The organism is Bacillus sp. 0209A, from assembly GCF_036765095.1.
Lineage (GTDB): Bacteria > Bacillota > Bacilli > Bacillales > Bacillaceae > Bacillus > Bacillus subtilis_G.
This window is the reverse complement of record NZ_JBAIZV010000001.1, coordinates 597,634-615,948: the sequence shown is the minus strand read 5'-3', so window position 1 is coordinate 615,948 and position 18,315 is coordinate 597,634. Positions and strand designations below refer to the sequence as shown.

At 41.5% G+C, this 18,315-nt stretch carries 14 protein-coding genes and 1 pseudogene; 11 read left to right on the top strand and 4 right to left on the bottom strand.

Features of this window, described 5'->3' with window-relative positions; all coding sequences use genetic code 11:
• Positions 1 to 12: 12 nt before the first annotated feature.
• Entirely contained in the window at positions 13 to 138 is a 126-nt protein-coding gene (locus tag V6D44_RS02425; RefSeq protein ID WP_277986990.1) for a hypothetical protein, read from the bottom strand.
• Positions 139 to 242: 104 nt separating this feature from the next.
• On the opposite strand from V6D44_RS02425, the gene V6D44_RS02420 reads away from it, so the two are divergent.
• From V6D44_RS02420 to splB, 7 genes are all read left to right on the top strand, one after another.
• Entirely contained in the window at positions 243 to 1,208 is a 966-nt protein-coding gene (locus V6D44_RS02420; RefSeq protein ID WP_333516252.1) for a LacI family DNA-binding transcriptional regulator, read from the top strand.
• A gap of 61 nt (positions 1,209 to 1,269) precedes the next feature.
• On the top strand, positions 1,270 to 2,136 hold the full coding sequence (gene glcT, locus V6D44_RS02415; protein WP_087991008.1) for a glucose PTS transporter transcription antiterminator GlcT: 867 nt from the start codon (positions 1,270 to 1,272) through the stop codon (positions 2,134 to 2,136).
• Between the two features lie 229 nt (positions 2,137 to 2,365).
• A complete protein-coding gene (gene ptsG, locus V6D44_RS02410) occupies positions 2,366 to 4,465 on the top strand; it encodes a PTS glucose transporter subunit IIABC (protein WP_333516251.1) in 2,100 nt (699 codons plus the stop codon).
• 96 nt (positions 4,466 to 4,561) lie between these two features.
• Positions 4,562 to 4,828 (top strand): phosphocarrier protein HPr, encoded by a 267-nt coding sequence (locus V6D44_RS02405; RefSeq protein WP_003218637.1) that lies wholly within the window; start codon positions 4,562 to 4,564, stop codon positions 4,826 to 4,828.
• A complete protein-coding gene (ptsP, locus tag V6D44_RS02400) occupies positions 4,828 to 6,540 on the top strand; it encodes a phosphoenolpyruvate--protein phosphotransferase (protein ID WP_087991010.1) in 1,713 nt (570 codons plus the stop codon). The genes V6D44_RS02405 and ptsP overlap by 1 nt, the downstream gene beginning before the upstream one ends.
• A gap of 93 nt (positions 6,541 to 6,633) precedes the next feature.
• Positions 6,634 to 6,873 carry a splAB operon transcriptional regulator SplA gene (splA, locus tag V6D44_RS02395; protein ID WP_087991011.1) on the top strand — a complete coding sequence of 80 codons (240 nt, stop codon included), beginning with the start codon at positions 6,634 to 6,636 and terminating at the stop codon, positions 6,871 to 6,873.
• A 77-nt stretch (positions 6,874 to 6,950) separates the two neighbouring features.
• Positions 6,951 to 7,979 (top strand): spore photoproduct lyase, encoded by a 1,029-nt coding sequence (gene splB / locus V6D44_RS02390; RefSeq protein WP_087991012.1) that lies wholly within the window; start codon positions 6,951 to 6,953, stop codon positions 7,977 to 7,979.
• Positions 7,980 to 8,026: 47 nt separating this feature from the next.
• Here splB and V6D44_RS02385 read toward each other — a convergent pair.
• Positions 8,027 to 8,558: pseudogene (locus tag V6D44_RS02385) on the bottom strand (GNAT family N-acetyltransferase).
• A 153-nt stretch (positions 8,559 to 8,711) separates the two neighbouring features.
• Here V6D44_RS02385 and mcpC point away from each other — a divergent pair.
• Both mcpC and V6D44_RS02375 read left to right on the top strand, forming a co-directional pair.
• Positions 8,712 to 10,679, top strand: coding sequence for a methyl-accepting chemotaxis protein McpC (gene mcpC / locus V6D44_RS02380; RefSeq protein WP_202328610.1), 1,968 nt, complete (start codon positions 8,712 to 8,714; stop codon positions 10,677 to 10,679).
• A gap of 141 nt (positions 10,680 to 10,820) precedes the next feature.
• Complete coding sequence (locus V6D44_RS02375; protein WP_087991014.1) at positions 10,821 to 11,687, top strand: NAD(P)-dependent oxidoreductase; 867 nt, start codon at positions 10,821 to 10,823, stop codon at positions 11,685 to 11,687.
• A gap of 39 nt (positions 11,688 to 11,726) precedes the next feature.
• Here V6D44_RS02375 and V6D44_RS02370 read toward each other — a convergent pair whose 3' ends face one another.
• Positions 11,727 to 12,533 carry a CAP domain-containing protein gene (locus tag V6D44_RS02370; RefSeq protein WP_087991015.1) on the bottom strand — a complete coding sequence of 269 codons (807 nt, stop codon included), beginning with the start codon at positions 12,531 to 12,533 and terminating at the stop codon, positions 11,727 to 11,729.
• A 336-nt stretch (positions 12,534 to 12,869) separates the two neighbouring features.
• On the opposite strand from V6D44_RS02370, the gene V6D44_RS02365 reads away from it, so the two are divergent.
• Together V6D44_RS02365 and kinA are read left to right on the top strand one after the other, a co-directional pair.
• Positions 12,870 to 14,987 carry a peptidoglycan D,D-transpeptidase FtsI family protein gene (locus V6D44_RS02365; RefSeq protein ID WP_141113383.1) on the top strand — a complete coding sequence of 706 codons (2,118 nt, stop codon included), beginning with the start codon at positions 12,870 to 12,872 and terminating at the stop codon, positions 14,985 to 14,987.
• A 161-nt stretch (positions 14,988 to 15,148) separates the two neighbouring features.
• On the top strand, positions 15,149 to 16,969 hold the full coding sequence (gene kinA, locus V6D44_RS02360; RefSeq protein WP_253269050.1) for a sporulation histidine kinase KinA: 1,821 nt from the start codon (positions 15,149 to 15,151) through the stop codon (positions 16,967 to 16,969).
• A gap of 9 nt (positions 16,970 to 16,978) precedes the next feature.
• Here kinA and V6D44_RS02355 read toward each other — a convergent pair whose 3' ends face one another.
• On the bottom strand, positions 16,979 to 18,160 hold the full coding sequence (locus V6D44_RS02355) for an aminotransferase A (protein ID WP_087991016.1): 1,182 nt from the start codon (positions 18,158 to 18,160) through the stop codon (positions 16,979 to 16,981).
• Between the last annotated feature and the right edge of the window lie 155 nt (positions 18,161 to 18,315).

Below are 18,315 nucleotides of genomic sequence, written 5' to 3'. Positions count from 1 at the left end.
TTTTTGTCTGCATTAAATAAAAAAATCATCAAATGTTCGAAATGGTTTAATTTCATGTTTTTGATCGAGAGGTTTTACAGCAAGGCAGCTGCCGCCAAGAACAGTCAGACATAACCCGATTAAAATGAAGAAACCCATGTAATCTTCTCCTTTCAGCTGAAAACATAAAATATGTCTGGTATGTTCATATCATATTGTATGAAACGCATTCCAGATCAAGGGATTTAGAAAGAAGGGAATCTATGGCTAATATTAAAGACATTGCAGAAAAAGCCGGTGTCTCCGTTACAACGGTTTCCCGAGTCATAAACAATCATCCTTACGTCAGTGAAGACAAAAGAAATAGGGTGCTTGAGGCAATGGAAGCATTGGCGTACGCGAGAAATATTCACGCTGTGCATTTATCGAAAGGATTTTCAAACCTGATTGGCGTTGTCTTGCCGACGATTAATCTCCCTTATTTTGCAGAGCTGATTGCAGGGATAGCCGACGCAGCCGCGGAATCCGGAATTCACCTCTCTTTATTCCAAACAAACTATGATGTGGAGAAAGAAATTTTTGCGCTGTCCCAGTTAAAGCAACGGCAGGTTGACGGGTTGATTTTTTGTTCGAAATCGCTTGCTGATGAGAAGCTCATCGAATGGGAGGGCCCGATATTGCTTTGCCAGAATTCAGATATCGGCCGTTTTCCAACCATCAGCATTCCTCACCACCAAGCATTCAGGTGCGGCTTGGACTATTTAATTACCAAAGGGCATAAAAAAATAGCAATCTGTTTGGCAAGAAAAAAGGGCATGAACAGCCATTTTCGAATCAAAGCCTATAAAGAAGCATTGGAAGAGATCGGAGAGGCCTTTCATGAAGACTGGGTGATTGAGAAAGCGATTACAATCAATGATGGAAAGGCGCTTTTTCATAAGTGGAAAAAGTGGAAGGAAAAACCGACGGCTATTTTTGTTGCCAATGATCAAGTGTCAGCAGGGCTTTTACTTGAAGCAAAGGCCCAGCGGATATCGGTACCGGATGAGCTTGCCATCTTAAGCGTTGATAACCATGAAATCAGTCAATCGCTTGGTGTCACAACGATCGATATTCAAACAAAAGAAATGGGAAAGCAGGCGTTTGCCATGCTGGAAAAAAGAATTCAGGGACAGCCGATTGAGAGGAAAGTTCTCGATTACCGCCTCATCGAAAGATCGACTGTTTAGTGAAGCATCGAAAAAAGGTTTGACGTGCATTCCGTTCGTTATGTACGATATGAGGTATTGAATGACAAAGGAGCTGAGGATCGTGAATGGGTCCTTTACAGTGAAAAAGGTACTGAATAATAACGTATTAATTGCTTCTCATCATAAATACAGCGAAGTCGTTTTAATCGGAAAAGGTATTGGTTTCGGAAAAAAACAAGATGATGTCATTGAAGATAAAGGCTACGAAAAAATGTTCATTTTAAAGGACGAGAAGGAACAAAAACAGTTTAAAAAGCTCCTTGACTATGTTGATGAAAAGCTCGTTGATATTTCAAACGATGTCATCTATCACATCAGCAACAGGACGAACCACTCATTAAATGAACATATTCACATTGCGCTGACAGATCATATCGCATTTGCGATCAAAAGACAGCAGCAGGGCTTTGATATGAAAAATCCATTTTTAATGGAGACTCAGTCACTATATCCTGATGAATACCAAATAGCCAAAGAAGTCATAGAAATGATCAATGAAAAAGCGGGAATCTGTCTTCCGGAGGGGGAGATCGGTTTTATTGCCCTGCATATCCATTCGGCCCTGACAAACCGTCCGCTGTCCGAAGTCAATCAGCACTCGCAGCTGATGGCGCAGCTTGTCGAGGTGATTGAAGACTCATTTCAAATGAAAGTAAACAAGGAAAGTGTCCACTATTTGCGGCTGATCCGGCATATCAGATTTACTATAGAAAGAATTAAAAAAGAAGAACCGACTAAAGAACCAGAAAAATTAATGTTGTTATTGAAAAATGAATATCCACTATGCTACAATACAGCTTGGAAATTGATTAAAATCTTGCAGCAAACATTGAAGAAACCAGTTCATGAGGCGGAAGCGGTTTATCTGACGCTTCATCTGTACCGATTAACCAATAAAATTTCATAAATTCAGTTTATCCTTATAACGTGTTACTGATCCGATCAGGCATGAGTGATTGAGGGGAAAAAACGGGAAGTCTATTCTCGTTCTTTTGTGCACCCGATTTTGCTCATGCCCTTTTTGTTGTGTAAAAGGGCAAATGTAAACGGTTAAACTGGGAGACTTACGCCTGTGAATTCGTTGTCATGATTTTTAGCTGTAAGGTCAGACTAGTAAAAAGAGGAGGTCAATTCTTATGTTTAAAGCATTATTCGGCGTTCTTCAAAAAATCGGGCGTGCGCTTATGCTTCCAGTTGCGATCCTTCCGGCTGCGGGTATCTTGCTTGCGATCGGAAATGCGATGCAAAATAAGGACATGATTGAAGTCCTGCATTTCTTGAGCAATGACAATGTCCAGCTCGTAGCAGGTGTTATGGAAAGCGCTGGACAGATTGTTTTTGATAATCTTCCGCTTCTATTCGCAGTAGGTGTAGCCATCGGGCTTGCCAACGGTGATGGAGTTGCAGGGATTGCTGCAATTATCGGTTATCTGGTGATGAACGTATCCATGAGTGCGGTTCTTGTTGCAAACGGAACCATTCCTTCCGATTCAATCGAAAGAGCCAAGTTCTTCACGGAAAACCATCCTGCATATGTAAACATGCTTGGTATACCTACCTTGGCGACAGGCGTGTTCGGCGGTATTATCGTCGGTGTGTTAGCGGCATTATTATTCAACAGATTTTACACAATTGAACTGCCGCAATATCTTGGTTTCTTTGCGGGTAAACGTTTCGTTCCAATTGTTACGTCAATTTCTGCACTGATTCTGGGTCTTATTATGTTAGTGATCTGGCCTCCGATCCAGCATGGATTGAATTCCTTTTCAACAGGATTAGTGGAAGCGAATCCAACCCTTGCTGCATTTATCTTCGGGGTGATCGAACGCTCACTTATTCCATTCGGTTTGCATCACATTTTCTATTCGCCGTTCTGGTATGAATTCTTCAGCTATAAGAGTGCTGCCGGAGAAATCATCCGCGGGGATCAGCGTATCTTTATGGCGCAGATTAAAGACGGCGTACAGTTAACAGCAGGTACGTTCATGACAGGTAAATATCCATTTATGATGTTCGGTCTGCCTGCTGCGGCGCTTGCGATTTATCATGAAGCAAAACCGAAAAACAAAAAACTCGTTGCAGGTATTATGGGTTCAGCGGCCTTGACATCCTTCTTAACAGGGATCACAGAGCCATTGGAATTCTCATTCCTATTCGTTGCCCCTATCTTGTTTGCGATTCACTGTGTGTTCGCGGGACTTTCATTCATGGTCATGCAGCTGTTGAATGTTAAGATTGGTATGACATTCTCCGGCGGTTTAATTGACTACTTCCTATTCGGTATTTTACCGAACCGGACGGCATGGTGGCTTGTCATTCCTGTCGGCTTAGCGATTGCGGTCATTTACTACTTCGGGTTCCGATTTGCCATCCGCAAATTTAATCTGAAAACACCTGGACGCGAGGATGCTGCGGCTGAAACTGCATCTACTGGGAAAACAGGTGAAGCTGGAGATCTTCCTTATGAGATCCTGCAGGCAATGGGTGACCAGGAAAATATCAAACACCTTGATGCTTGTATCACTCGTCTGCGTGTGACTGTAAACGATCAGAAAAAGGTTGATAAAGACCGTCTGAAACAGCTTGGCGCTTCCGGCGTGCTGGAAGTCGGCAACAACATTCAGGCTATTTTCGGACCTCGTTCTGACGGTTTAAAAACACAAATGCAAGATATCATTGCGGGACGCAAGCCAAGACCTGAACCGACAACATCTGCTCAAGAAGAAGTAAGTCAGCAGGTTGAGGAAGTCATTGCAGAACCGCTGCAAAATGAAATCGGCGAGGAAGTTTTCGTTTCTCCGATTGCCGGAGAAATTCACCCGATTACTGATGTTCCTGACCAAGTGTTCTCAGGAAAAATGATGGGTGACGGTTTTGCGGTTCTCCCTTCAGAAGGTATTGTCGTATCACCGGTTCGAGGAAAAATTCTAAATGTGTTCCCGACGAAACATGCGATCGGCCTGCAATCAGACGGCGGAAGAGAAATTTTGATCCACTTTGGTATTGATACTGTCAGCCTGAAGGGCGAAGGATTTATGTCTTTCGTATCAGAAGGAGACCGCGTTGAGCCTGGACAGAAACTTCTTGAAGTTGATCTGGACGCAGTCAAACCAAATGTACCGTCTCTTATGACACCGATTGTGTTTACGAACCTTGCTGAAGGCGAAACAGTCAGCATTAAGGCAAGCGGCTCAGTCAACAGAGAACAAGAAGAAATTGTGAAGATTGAAAAATAAGGTGTTAGTACGCTGTGCTTGTCAGATGACAAGTACGGCTGTATGATATAATATTGTGAAGTAATATAGCTTTAAGTTAAAAGGAGAATGATAAAAATGGCACAAAAAACATTTAAAGTAACTGCAGATTCTGGAATCCACGCTCGTCCTGCGACAGTTCTTGTACAAACTGCAAGCAAATACGACGCTGACGTGAATTTAGAATATAACGGCAAAACAGTAAACCTTAAATCTATTATGGGTGTTATGTCTCTAGGTATCGCTAAAGGTGCTGAGATCACAATCTCTGCTACTGGCGCTGACGAAAACGATGCTCTTAACGCTTTAGAAGAAACAATGAAAAGCGAAGGACTCGGCGAGTAATGCAAGAATTAAAAGGGATTGGCGCTTCAGCCGGCATCGCGATTGCAAAAGCGTACCGGCTTGAAGAGCCAGATTTAACGGTTGAAAAGAAAAACATCTCTGATTCTGAAGCGGAAGTAAGCCGTTTTGATGAAGCGATTGCACGTTCAAAAGAAGAGCTCGAAAAAATCAAAGAGCACGCTCTGAAAGAACTTGGTCAGGATAAAGCTGACATTTTTTCTGCTCACCTTTTAGTTCTCAGTGACCCTGAGCTTCTAAACCCTGTGAAAGAAAAAATCAGCACTGATTCAGTGAACGCTGAATTCGCTTTAAAAGAAACGTCTTCTATGTTCGTTACTATGTTTGAATCAATGGACAACGAATATATGAAAGAGCGTGCGGCTGATATCCGTGACGTAACAAAACGCGTAACCGGCCACCTGCTTGGCGTCGAAATTCCAAACCCGAGCATGATCTCAGAAGAGGTTATTATTATAGCTGAAGACTTAACACCGTCTGACACAGCTCAATTAAACCGTGAGTTCGTAAAAGGATTCACAACTGATATCGGCGGACGCACATCTCACTCTGCCATCATGGCGCGTTCTCTTGAGATTCCTGCAGTTGTTGGTACGAAAGCGGCTACAGGCACGATCCAAAACGGCGTAACTGTTATCGTTGACGGTATTAATGGCGATGTCATTATCGACCCATCTGCGGAAACTGTAAAAGAGTATGAGGAAAAACATAATGCTTATTTGGCTCAAAAAGCTGAATGGGCGAAGCTTGTCAATGAACCGACTGTCTCAAAAGACGGACATCATGTAGAGCTTGCAGCGAACATCGGGACTCCTGATGATGTGAAAGGCGTTCTTGAAAATGGCGGGGAAGCAGTTGGCCTTTACCGTACAGAATTCCTTTACATGGGAAGAGATCAGCTGCCTACAGAAGATGAGCAGTTTGATGCATATAAAACGGTTCTTGAGCGTATGGAAGGAAAATCAGTTGTCGTGCGGACACTTGATATCGGCGGAGACAAAGAGCTTCCTTACCTGCATCTTCCTAAAGAAATGAACCCGTTCTTGGGATACAGAGCGATTCGTCTTTGCCTTGAAGAGCAAGAAATCTTCAGAACACAGCTTCGCGCGCTGCTTCGTGCAAGTACATACGGAAACCTGAAAATCATGTTCCCTATGATTGCGACAGTTAACGAATTTAAAGAAGCAAAAGCGATCCTTCTTGAAGAAAAAGAAAAGCTTGTCAAAGCGGGACAGACTGTATCTGACGATATTGAAGTCGGTATGATGGTTGAAATTCCGTCAACTGCAGTCATCGCTGATCAGTTTGCTAAAGAAGTTGATTTTTTCAGTATTGGAACAAACGATTTGATTCAATACACAATGGCTGCTGACCGTATGAATGAGCGTGTATCTTATCTGTATCAGCCATACAACCCTGCAATCCTTCGCTTGATTACACTCGTAATTGAAGCGGCACACAAAGAAGGAAAATGGGTTGGCATGTGCGGAGAAATGGCAGGAGACGAAATTGCGATCCCGATCCTTCTCGGCTTAGGCTTAGATGAGTTCTCAATGAGCGCAACTTCTATCCTTCCGGCAAGAACACAAATCAGCAAATTGTCTAAACAAGAAGCTGAGTCATTCAAAGAGAAAATTTTATCTATGAGCACGACAGAAGAAGTTGTCGCGTTCGTAAAAGAAACATTCAAGTAATGTATATAAAAACCAGACGGCCCTTCGGCCTGTCTGGTTTTTTTCATAAGCAAGGGTATAGAAGGGCACAATAACATGGCGAGGAGGGATAGTATGTCAAACCAATTTAACGCAGGAGATACAGTGTACGTGATCTACAGAAATCCGCACGCCGCCAATGTTGCCCATATTAAGGAAGCCGAAATTATGCACCATCCATACCATGAAGGTGAGCTTTCCCTGTTTATTTTTGAAACTTATCATCCGTTTGCAGAGGATGATGCTGTGTTTGCAAGCTATGAAGAAGCGAAATCACTTTACAAAGAACTATTTGATATCGATCCATACGAGTAACAAGGAAATCATTACAACTCATATCCTTTCCGTCTTATGAGAAAAGTAACGGTAGTAAAGGAAAAGGATGTGGCATTATGCAGAACCCATTTGTTCCGCAACTTGTTTATATTGAACCGAGAGCGCTGGAATATCCGCTGGCCCAAGAATTACAGGATAAATTTGAGAACATGGGCATTGAAATCAGAGAAACGACATCCCACAATCAGGTGCGTAATATTCCAGGGAAAAATCATCTTCAGCAATATCGCAACGCGAAATCAACTTTAGTCATCGGTGTCAGAAAAACATTAAAGTTTGACTCTTCCAAACCCTCGGCTGAATACGCCATTCCGTTTGCCACAGGCTGTATGGGGCATTGCCATTACTGCTACCTGCAAACAACCATGGGGTCAAAGCCGTATATTAGAACCTATGTAAACGTTGAAGAGATATTAGACCAGGCTGATAAGTATATGAAGGAGCGCGCGCCGGAGTTCACAAGGTTTGAAGCCTCATGTACGTCAGACATAGTAGGAATTGATCATCTGACACACTCGCTGAAGCACGCCATTGAACATTTTGGACAAAGTGAGCTCGGAAAGCTCAGATTTGTAACGAAATTTCATCATGTCGATCACCTATTAGACGCAAAGCATAACGGGAAAACGAGATTCAGATTCAGTATTAATGCCGACTATGTGATTAAAAACTTTGAGCCGGGAACCTCACCTCTTGATAAACGGATAGAAGCCGCAGTAAAAGTGGCAAAAGCAGGATATCCGCTAGGCTTTATTGTTGCACCGATTTATATTCATGAAGGCTGGGAAGAAGGATACAGACATTTGTTTGAAAAACTTGATGCTGCTTTGCCGCAGGATGTCAGACATGATATTACGTTTGAATTAATTCAGCACCGTTTTACAAAGCCGGCCAAACGAGTGATTGAGAAGAATTATCCTAAGACAAAGCTCGAATTAGATGAAGAAAAGCGACGTTATAAATGGGGCCGTTACGGAATCGGGAAATATATTTATCAGAAAGATGAAGAGCATGATCTTCGGGAAAAGCTTGAATCCTATATTGATACTTATTTCCCTAATGCGAAAATCGAATATTTCACTTAAACGGGCTGTGATGATGAACAGCTCGCTTTTTTATAAAAAGGATTTTTTCATTTCATTAAAACGCCGAAATTCAATGATTCTTTATCCTCTAAATTATTGCCGACTAGACGAATCGGTGAACGGCCGCAATGAGGGAGAAAGAACAGCATAGGGCCTTTTTTCCTGCATCCATCACATCTTCAACGTATCGTACAGCGCTGATCTCGTGTGCGTATTTATGATAAAAAGGAATACGCCCGCCGCCTAGAAGGCGCTCGAGCCGTTTGTCAACAGTCAGCTCATACATCGTGTTTCATCAGCCATTTTCCGATTCCAAGCTTCCGATACTGAGGAGAAACTGAAATATCCACTACATATAAAGGATTTCCATGAGGATCATGATTTTTAATTGATCCGCTGTCTGTCGCGCGCCCTCCGGAAAGGTTTTGATGTGGTGTCAAGCTGTTCCTCTGACCACAACAATTCTTCAGAAAACGGAGGAGGAAAACAATCTTTTTGAAGAAATCAGACCTTTTATGTCAGTCTCTGAATAGTTTCTGATGGAAGAGCCTCAAATTTTCTGCCGTTGTGCACGTACATTGTTTTCGTATGATCATCACCCTCCGTATGTTGTTTTCATTATATATAAGTCTGAATTCTCAATAAATATATTTCGATGTTCATATAATTTATTTTTTTGATTATTCATTTTTCAAACGAAAGGGCCGATATAGAAATTAGGAGGGGATTGGTTTGTTTAAAAAACTTCATATAAAGATTGCTGTTTTTGTTTCGATCATGTTAATTGTCACAGTTGTTCTTTTAATGCTGTCTTCTTATCTGACGCTGAAACCGATGATTACAGAGGATGGGAAAAATACAACTCAAAACGTGACGCAGTCACTTGAACAAAATATTGAATTGCAATTAAAGAGTTATGCCATATCGTTATCGAGATTGGCTAATGGGGAATTAACTCGTACATTTGTAACAAAACCAAGTAAAGAAGCTTCTCGGCTGTTTAACGATGATATTAAACAAATCAAAGATAACGATGATTATGTTGCGATGGCTTACATAGGCACCGCAAAAAAAGAAATGTTTACATATCCGAAAGCCGATTTTGCTGATGATTATGATCCGACATCGAGACCATGGTATAAGCTTGCAGCTGAAACCCCGGACCAAGTCGTTTGGACGGAACCTTATCAAGATGTCGTGACAGGAGATATGATTGTCACAGCATCAAAAGCGGTTCTTGACGGGCAAAAAGTGATGGGGGTTGCCAGCTACGATTTGAAACTCTCTGCCATCCAGAGCATGGTCAATAAGCAAAAGGTGCCTTACAAGGGATTTGCCTTTTTAGCTGATGCGAGCGGCAATCTTTTAGCACACCCGTCAAACCAAGGAAAAAACATATCAAAGGATCAAACACTGAAAACCATTGCATCTGAGAAAAAAGGGATACAGGATGAAAATGGGAAAATGATTGTGTACCAAACGATTGGTGAAACGGGCTGGAAAGTCGGAACGCAATTTGATACCGATAAATTAATGTGGATTTCCGATAAAATGAATCGGGCGAATCTTTGGATATCATTGATTGCGCTTATCGCTACGATCATTCTCAGCTACTTCCTGGCCAAAACGATAACCGGTCCGATACAGCAGCTGATCGCAAAAACGAAGGCAGTTTCCGAAGGCGATTTAACCGTTCATGCTGAATCAAAATCCAAGGATGAAGTCGGGATTTTAACAAGAGATTTTAATCAGATGGTTGAAAATATGAAGGATATGGTTGAACAAGTGAGACTATCTTCAGGGAAAGTATCTGATACCTCTGAGCAGTTAACAGTGGTCTCTGCGGAAACCAATGAAACAAGCGGACAAATTGCAAAAGCGATTGAAGAAGTAGCCGCAGGGGCATCAGAGCAGGCTTCTGAAGTAGAGACTATTAACGAAAAATCAGAAAGTCTGTCAACTAAAATCAGACAAATTGCTGCGGAGGCAGGCGGAATGAAAGAACGCTCAAAATCGTCTGAGAATGCAAGCTATAAAGGACTTGACGCGCTCGGCCAGCTGCTGATGAAGTCAAACGAAGCCAACACGGAAACGAAAAAGGTTGAAACGATGCTGCTTGATTTAGAAAATCAAACAAAGAATATCGAAGAAGTCGTTACAGCTATTTCAAATATTTCTGATCAAACGAACTTGCTTGCTTTAAATGCCAGCATTGAGGCAGCCAGAGCCGGAGAAAGCGGACGCGGCTTTGCCGTCGTAGCTGAAGAAGTGAGAAAGCTTGCCGAGCAATCAGCGCTTTCTACAAAGCATATCAGCGAGACTGTGAAGCTTATCCAGGTTGAGACGAAAGAGGCCTCTCACGCAATGGTTGAGGCAAGCAGAATGAATGATGAACAAAACAGTGCCATTCATGAGACAGGAGAGGTATTAAACACGATTACTGTGGAAATGCAGTCACTGGTTCAAGGCATTGATCACATTTACGAAGAAATTCAAAGAATGAGTGAAGAGCAGCTCGCGATTTCTGAAGCGATTCAAAGTATTTCGGCCATATCACAGGAATCGGCAGCTGCAGCAGAGGAAGTGAATGCATCGACTGATGAACAGCTGATCACCCTTGATAAAGTCAAACACTCAACGGAAACATTAAAGCATGCAAGCCAAGAGCTAATGAGCACAATTACGAAATTCACATTGTAATCCAATTAAATCCCCAAAAAACTTGGGGATTTTTTTATTTTAAGAGTTACTATAAGATAAATAGATATGGTAGTCTAGAAAATGAAGGAAATATGATAAATTTTAACTAAAATCAAAACGAAACATCTGGGAGGAATGACCTTGAAAAAAACAATTGGTTTTATCGGTCTTGGAGTGATGGGAAAAAGCATGGCATCACATATTCTGAATGACGGCCATCCTGTATTGGTGTATACCCGGACAAAAGAAAAAGCAGACAGCATACTGCAAAAAGGCGCAGTATGGAAAGAAACAGTCAAAGATCTTTCAAAAGAAGCGGATGTTATCATCACAATGGTCGGCTATCCCAGTGATGTTGAAGAAGTGTATTTTGGAAGCGACGGAATTATTGAAAACGCAAAAGAAGGCGCGTATCTCATTGATATGACCACATCTAAACCTTCGCTTGCGAAGAAGATTGCTGAAGCAGCCAAAGAAAAAGCATTGTTCGCTTTAGATGCCCCTGTTTCCGGCGGAGATATCGGTGCACAAAACGGAACACTCGCGATTATGGTTGGCGGAGAAAAAGATGCATTTGAAGCCTGCATGCCGATTTTCTCTTTAATGGGAGAAAATATTCAATATCAAGGACCGGCTGGAAGCGGACAGCATACCAAAATGTGTAATCAGATTGCAATCGCAGCCGGCATGATCGGTGTGGCGGAAGCGATGGCATATGCTCAAAAATCAGGCCTGCAGCCGGAAAATGTCCTGAAAAGCATCACAACGGGCGCAGCCGGAAGCTGGTCATTGTCAAATCTTGCTCCCCGTATGCTGCAAGACAACTTTGAACCGGGTTTTTATGTGAAGCATTTTATTAAAGATATGGGAATTGCGTTGGAGGAAGCGGAATTAATGGGAGAAGAAATGCCAGGCTTGTCCCTTGCGAAATCCTTATATGACAAGCTCGCTGCACAAGGCGAAGAAAACAGCGGGACTCAAAGTATATATAAGCTTTGGGTGAAATGAAAAAAGATTGCCTGTACCGTACAGGCAATCTTTTTTGTATTATTTTCCGATAAATTGCTGTGTCCAGATGCTTCCGGACTCAACGTAACCGACACCAATATGAGTAAAGTTAGCGTTTAGAATGTTTTTTCTGTGTCCTTCACTGTTCATCCAAGCTTTTACTACTTCTTCTGGCGTTTTTTGACCCTTAGCGATGTTTTCACCTGCTGTTTTGTAGCTGATACCGAAAGATTTCATCATATCAAACGGTGAGCCGTAAGTTGGGCTTTGGTGGTCAAAATAGTTCTTGTCTTTCATATCTTGAGATTTTGCGCGTGCAGATTTGCTTAACGTTTCATCAATTTGAAGCGGCTTTAAGCCTTGTTTTTGTCTTTCTGCATTTGTAAGCTCAACAACTTTTTTCTCATACGCGCTTACAGATGAAGGCGCAGATGTTGTTTTGTTTGTTTTTTCAGCAGCTGCAGGTGCTTTAGCAGCAGTATTTTGTTCAGTAGCAGGTGCTTTAGCAGCAGTGTTTTTTTCAGCAGCTGCTTTTTTTGTAGTTTTTTGCGCAGGTTTTGCAGTCTCTGTCTTTTGAACATCCTGAATGTTCATGTTAGACTGCTTCGCATGTTTTTGAAGAAGCTGCTTAAGCTCTTTTTCATTTGCAGCGTTTAATGTTTTGATATTTGTTTTAATATGAAGTTTTTTTACTATATCGTTAAGAGACATGTTTTGCACTGTGTTCCCCATTTTCACCTTTACCACATGCTGGCAGGAGAGTTCTTTCGCTGATGCTTGCTGTACGCCCCCGAATGTGAATAATCCAACCGCAGCGGCAGCAGATAAAATAAATGCTTTCTTCATTAGTTCATAACCTCCTAGAGTTGTTTGTTGCTACAAAAAAATCATAACATAGCTTTTTTGTCATAAAGTATCCATCACTTCCCTTTGACAAAGAGAGATTGTCATTTTTGTAACCAATGTGTGCTGAATCCTTGAAAAGCAGGGAATCAGCTGCAAATCATGTTTTATCACACTGTTACATGTATTCCTTTTTTTTGAATCGTTAGTTAAATTTAAATATGCTTTTATATTGACAGCTTTTTTTATCCCTTTTTGCTGTAACAACTATTACAAAGGTGTTACAATTAATCTCAGTATATGTAAATATATTGAATGATTTGAGAGGGGTAACCAGAAGTGACTGAAATAGGACGTGAACCAAAGAAAAAGAGCAAAGGAAACAGAGCCATCAGAATGAACCTTTTTTTCCTTGCTGTCTTTCTTCTATTCACTGCATTAATCTTTAAGCTTGGCGTTGTTCAAATTGTTGAAGGCGAACAGCATGAACAAGACGCTGAGATAGCAAATGCAAAAACAGCGTATTATCCCGCGCCTCGAGGGAAGATGTATGACAGAAATCAGAAAGTTGCTGTCGATAACCAGAGCGTACCTGAAATTGTCTATGTTTCAACATCGAGCACAAAAACAGAGGATAAAATCAAAACAGCGAAGAAGCTTGCTGCTTTCATTCATATTGATACTGAATTTTTGAAGGATAGAGATTTGCGTGATTACTGGATCGCATCCCATCCGAAAAAAGCTGCCGCTCTGCTTAAGGAATCTGAAAGCGATCTAAAAGGGGCTGAGGCTTACAAGCTCCAAATTGAGCGTGTTTCGGATGAAGATTTGAAGGCTATTCAGCGAAATGACGAAGAAATGGAAATCGCAGCGATATATACAAGGTTTTCAAGCGGTAATGCTTACGAACCTCAAATCGTAAAGGCGATGAACCCAAATGAAAGCAACAGCAATGGAAAAAACGGAACGCTGCTTGATGAGAAGAAAAGCTCCAGCCAAAGACCAAAAAATGACTTAACATATGATGAAATTTCAATTGTTTCTGAGCATTTAGAAGAGCTTCCGGGGATTGACATTGTAAACGATTGGACACGAAAATATCCTTATGACAAAACCCTCTATTCCGTTTTCGGAGGCGTCACAACACCTGAACAGGGCCTGCTGAGCGACCGGAAAGATTTCTACTTAACAAGAGGCTATGCGAATAATGACAGAGTGGGGAAAAGTTATTTAGAGTATCAATATGAAGACTACTTAAATTCCCATAAAGAAAAAGTGCAATACGTAGAAGACAATAAAGGAAATGTCGTCAGCCAAAAAACCATTGATAAAGGCAGCAGGGGATACGATCTACGGCTTTCTTTCGATATGGAGCTTCAGGCAAAGATAGAAAAAATTATTGAAGAAGAAGTGAGAAACAGCCGTGCACGCGGAAACTATATGCTTGACCGGGCCTTTGTTGTGATGATGGATCCGAATAACGGCGATATTTTGTCGATGGCAGGAAAAAAGATAGATTTAGAAACAAATAAAGTTCAAGATTATGCAATAGGAGCATTCACAACCCAATATGAAATGGGTTCAGCAGTAAAGGGTGCGACTGTACTTGCCGGCTATCAGGACGGGATTCCGCATTATAAATATTTCTTTGATGGGCCGATGTATTTAGGAACAAATCTCATAAAAAAATCCTATACCAACATGGGAACGATCAATGAATTAACCGCTTTGCAAAAAAGCTCTAACGTATATATGTTTAATGTCGCCATGCACATTGCAGGTGTAACATATAAGCCGCATGGACCTCTGCCTGCTGATCAGAAGGATTTGAATAAAATGAGAAATTATTACAGTCAGTTTGGCCTGGGTGTAAAGACAGGTATTGATCTGCCTCAGGAATCAGCCGGTATGCAAACCACGCCTGAAACTGTAGGGGGGTTAATTTTAGACTTGGCAATCGGCCAATACGATACATACACACCGCTTCAAATGGCGCAGTACATCTCATCCATTGCTAATGGAGGCTACCGTATTCAGCCAAGAATTGTTACAAGTGTTCATGAGCCCAGCAATAAAGACGGCCTCGGAAAAACAATTGAACAACGAAAGCCAAATATTCTCAATAAAATTAACAATACAGACAGTGACATACAGCAGGTAAAGACCGGAATGAAATTAGTTACCGCTTCAGGGACTGCTAAAAATACGTTTACAGAAGATGTTTCTGGAAAAACAGGAACAGCGGAAACATTTTACTACGGTACGAACCGTAATTGGTGGGGGAAAAAAACATATAACCTAACTTTTGTAGGCTATTACCCGTCGAAAAATCCAAAAGTGGCTTTCAGTGTTGTTGTACCTTCTGTAGCAAACGACCACGATCCAATTAACAAACTCATTGCCAAAAGAGCTATTCACGCTTACGCAGAGCTCGAAAAGAAACACAATAAAAAGTAAAAAGAGGGTGCACATCTGAAAGATTGTGCGCCCTTTCATTTATTCAAAAATTGACGTTCACTATAAGAATAGAAGGAGAATACTCATTTTCTAGCGAATCATACTAGGTAAAAGTCAATCTGTATATGTGAAACAAGATGATCATGCAAAGGAGGGATTCTGTGGAACAGGATACGCAGCATGTTAAACCATTTCAAACAAAAACCGATATTCATGCAGTCTTGGCCTCTAATGGACGTATCATTTATATATCTGCCAACTCCAAACTGCATTTGGGCTATCTCCAAGGAGAGATGATCGGATCATTCCTCAAAACGTTCCTGCATGAGGAAGACCAATTTTTAGTTGAAAGCTATTTTTATAATGAACATCACCTGATGCCGTGTACCTTTCGTTTTATAAAAAAAGACCATACAATTGTGTGGGTGGAGGCTGCGGTAGAAATTGTTACGACAAGAGCTGAGCGGACAGAACGGGAAATCATTTTGAAAATGAAAGTTCTTGAAGAAGAAAAAGGCCATCAATCCCTAAACTGCGAAAAACATGAAATCGAGCCTGCAAGCCCGGAATCGACTACATATATAACGGATGATTATGAGCGGTTAGTTGAAAATCTCCCGAGTCCGCTATGCATCAGTGTCAAAGGCAAGATCGTCTATGCAAACAGCGCAATGCTTTCAATGCTCGGAGCGAAAAGCAAGGATGCTATTATTGGCAAATGGTCCTATGAATTTATTGAAGAAGAATATCACGATATCGTGAAAAACAGGATTATAAGAATGCAAAAAGGAATGGAAGTCGGAATGATTGAACAGACGTGGAAAAGGCTTGATGGCACACCTGTTCATTTAGAAGTGAAAGCGTCCCCGACCGTCTACAAAAACCAGCAGGCTGAACTGCTGCTGCTGATCGATATCTCTTCAAGAAAAAAATTCCAAACTATCCTGCAAAAAAGCCGTGAACGATATCAGCTGCTCATTCAAAATTCAATCGATACCATTGCGGTGATTCATAATGGAAAATGGGTGTTTATGAATGAGTCGGGAATTTCACTGTTTGAAGCGGCTACCTATGAGGATTTAATTGGCAAAAACATATATGATCAGCTGCACCCTTGCGATCATGAGGACGTAAAAGAGAGAATTCAAAACATCGCCGAGCAAAAAACAGAATCAGAAATTGTCAAGCAATCCTGGTTCACCTTCCAGAACAGGGTCATTTATACGGAGATGGTCTGCATTCCGACGACCTTTTTTGGTGAAGCGGCTGTCCAAGTCATTCTTCGGGACATTTCTGAGAGAAAACAAACAGAAGAATTGATGCTGCAATCGGAAAAATTATCAATCGCAGGGCAGCTCGCGGCGGGAATCGCCCATGAGATCCGCAACCCGCTGACAGCGATCAAAGGATTTTTGCAGCTGATGAAACCGACAATGGAAGAAAATGAACATTACTTTGATATTGTGTTTTCTGAACTCAGCCGCATTGAATTAATACTCAGTGAGCTTCTCATGCTGGCGAAACCCCAGCAAAATGCCGTTAAAGAATATTTGAACCTGAAAAAATTAATAGGTGAGGTCTCGGCCCTGCTGGAAACGCAGGCAAATTTGAATGGCATTTTTATCAGAACCAGCTATGAAAGAGACAGCATTTATATAAACGGGGATCAGAATCAATTAAAGCAGGTATTCATTAATTTAATTAAAAATGCGGTTGAATCAATGCCTGACGGGGGAACAGTAGACATTATCATAACTGAGGATGAGCATTCTGTTCATGTCACTGTCAAAGATGAAGGAGAAGGCATACCTGAAAAGGTGCTGAACCGAATTGGAGAACCATTTTTAACGACAAAAGAAAAAGGCACGGGGCTTGGACTGATGGTTACATATAATATCATTGAAAATCATCAGGGAGTCATCCATGTAGACAGCCAGCCGGAAAAAGGCACAGCGTTTAAAATTTCATTTCCAAAAAAATAAAACAACGGCTTAAACGCCGTTGTTTATCGTCTGCATGGATTCCCGTTTTTTTAATACAAATATTTCTAAGCGGTCCAGCCCTTCTCTTAGCGTGTCCAGCGAGTATGCGAAAGACAGTCTCACATATCCTTCACCATACTTTGAGAATGAGCTGCCCGGCACGAGTGCCACACCAGCATCCTCCAAAAGAGCCATACTAAAATCAAATGAAGACATTCCAAATGATTTAATAGAAGGGAAGATATAAAACGCGCCTGACGGTTTGACAACGTCAAGTCCCATGGAAACAAGGCGGTCATACACATAGTCCAGACGTTTTTTGTATTGTTCCCTCATAATCAGGGCGTCGTCAAAGCCGTTTGTCACAGCTTCAAGCGCGGCTTTTTGAGAAATCGATGACGCACATGACACATTGTATTGATGAACCTTTAAAATGTGCTTTGCAATGTTTTTCGGCGCGAATAAAAATCCAATTCTCCAGCCAGTCATGCTGTGTGATTTTGACAAGCCGTTAATGACAATCGTTTGATCCCGCAAATGCGTAGCAATGGAGTAATGCGGTCTGTCATATGTTAATTCACTGTATATTTCATCAGACAATACGAAGACATTTCTGCCTTTTAAAAGGGCGGCGATGCTTTTCAGCTCTTCATCAGATAAAGTCACACCGGTAGGATTTGACGGATAAGGAAGCACGACACACTTGGTGTTAGGAGTCAGAGCATCTTCAATCAGGCGGGCAGTAAGCTTAAAGCCATGTGACCTGGTATCAACAATAACAGGCTTAGCGCCGCACAAATTGATAATAGGTTCATAGCCTGGATAAATCGGGCCTGGCATAATCACTTCATCACCAGGCGATAAAATCGTCCGGAATGCAGCATCAATGGCTTGACTTGCGCCTGTTGTGATGATGATTTCAGATTCAGCATCATAGTTGAAATCCGCTTTTTTCTTCATATAAATCTGTACTGCTTGTCTCAGCTCAAGATAGCCGGCGTTCGGAGTATATGACGTCACGTTTTCATCAATGGCTTTTTTTGCGGCAGCTTTCACATGATGCGGCGTAAAAAAATCAGGCTGGCCGATTGTAAGTGAAATGACATCTTCGTGTTGAGCTACAAGATTTGAGAATTTGCGTATTCCTGAAATTTCAATCTCTCTTGCTTTCGGATTCAGCAAATGTTCCATAATTCATCACCTTAACAAATATAATGAGTTTATCCTATTTTACCACTAGCTGACCATTTGTCATCTTTTTAGCCGATATATTTCGATTGTATGCACCTTTTTTCTAAACATACCTTTCTTTACAGAAAAAAAGAAGACAACCAGCGCTTTGATTG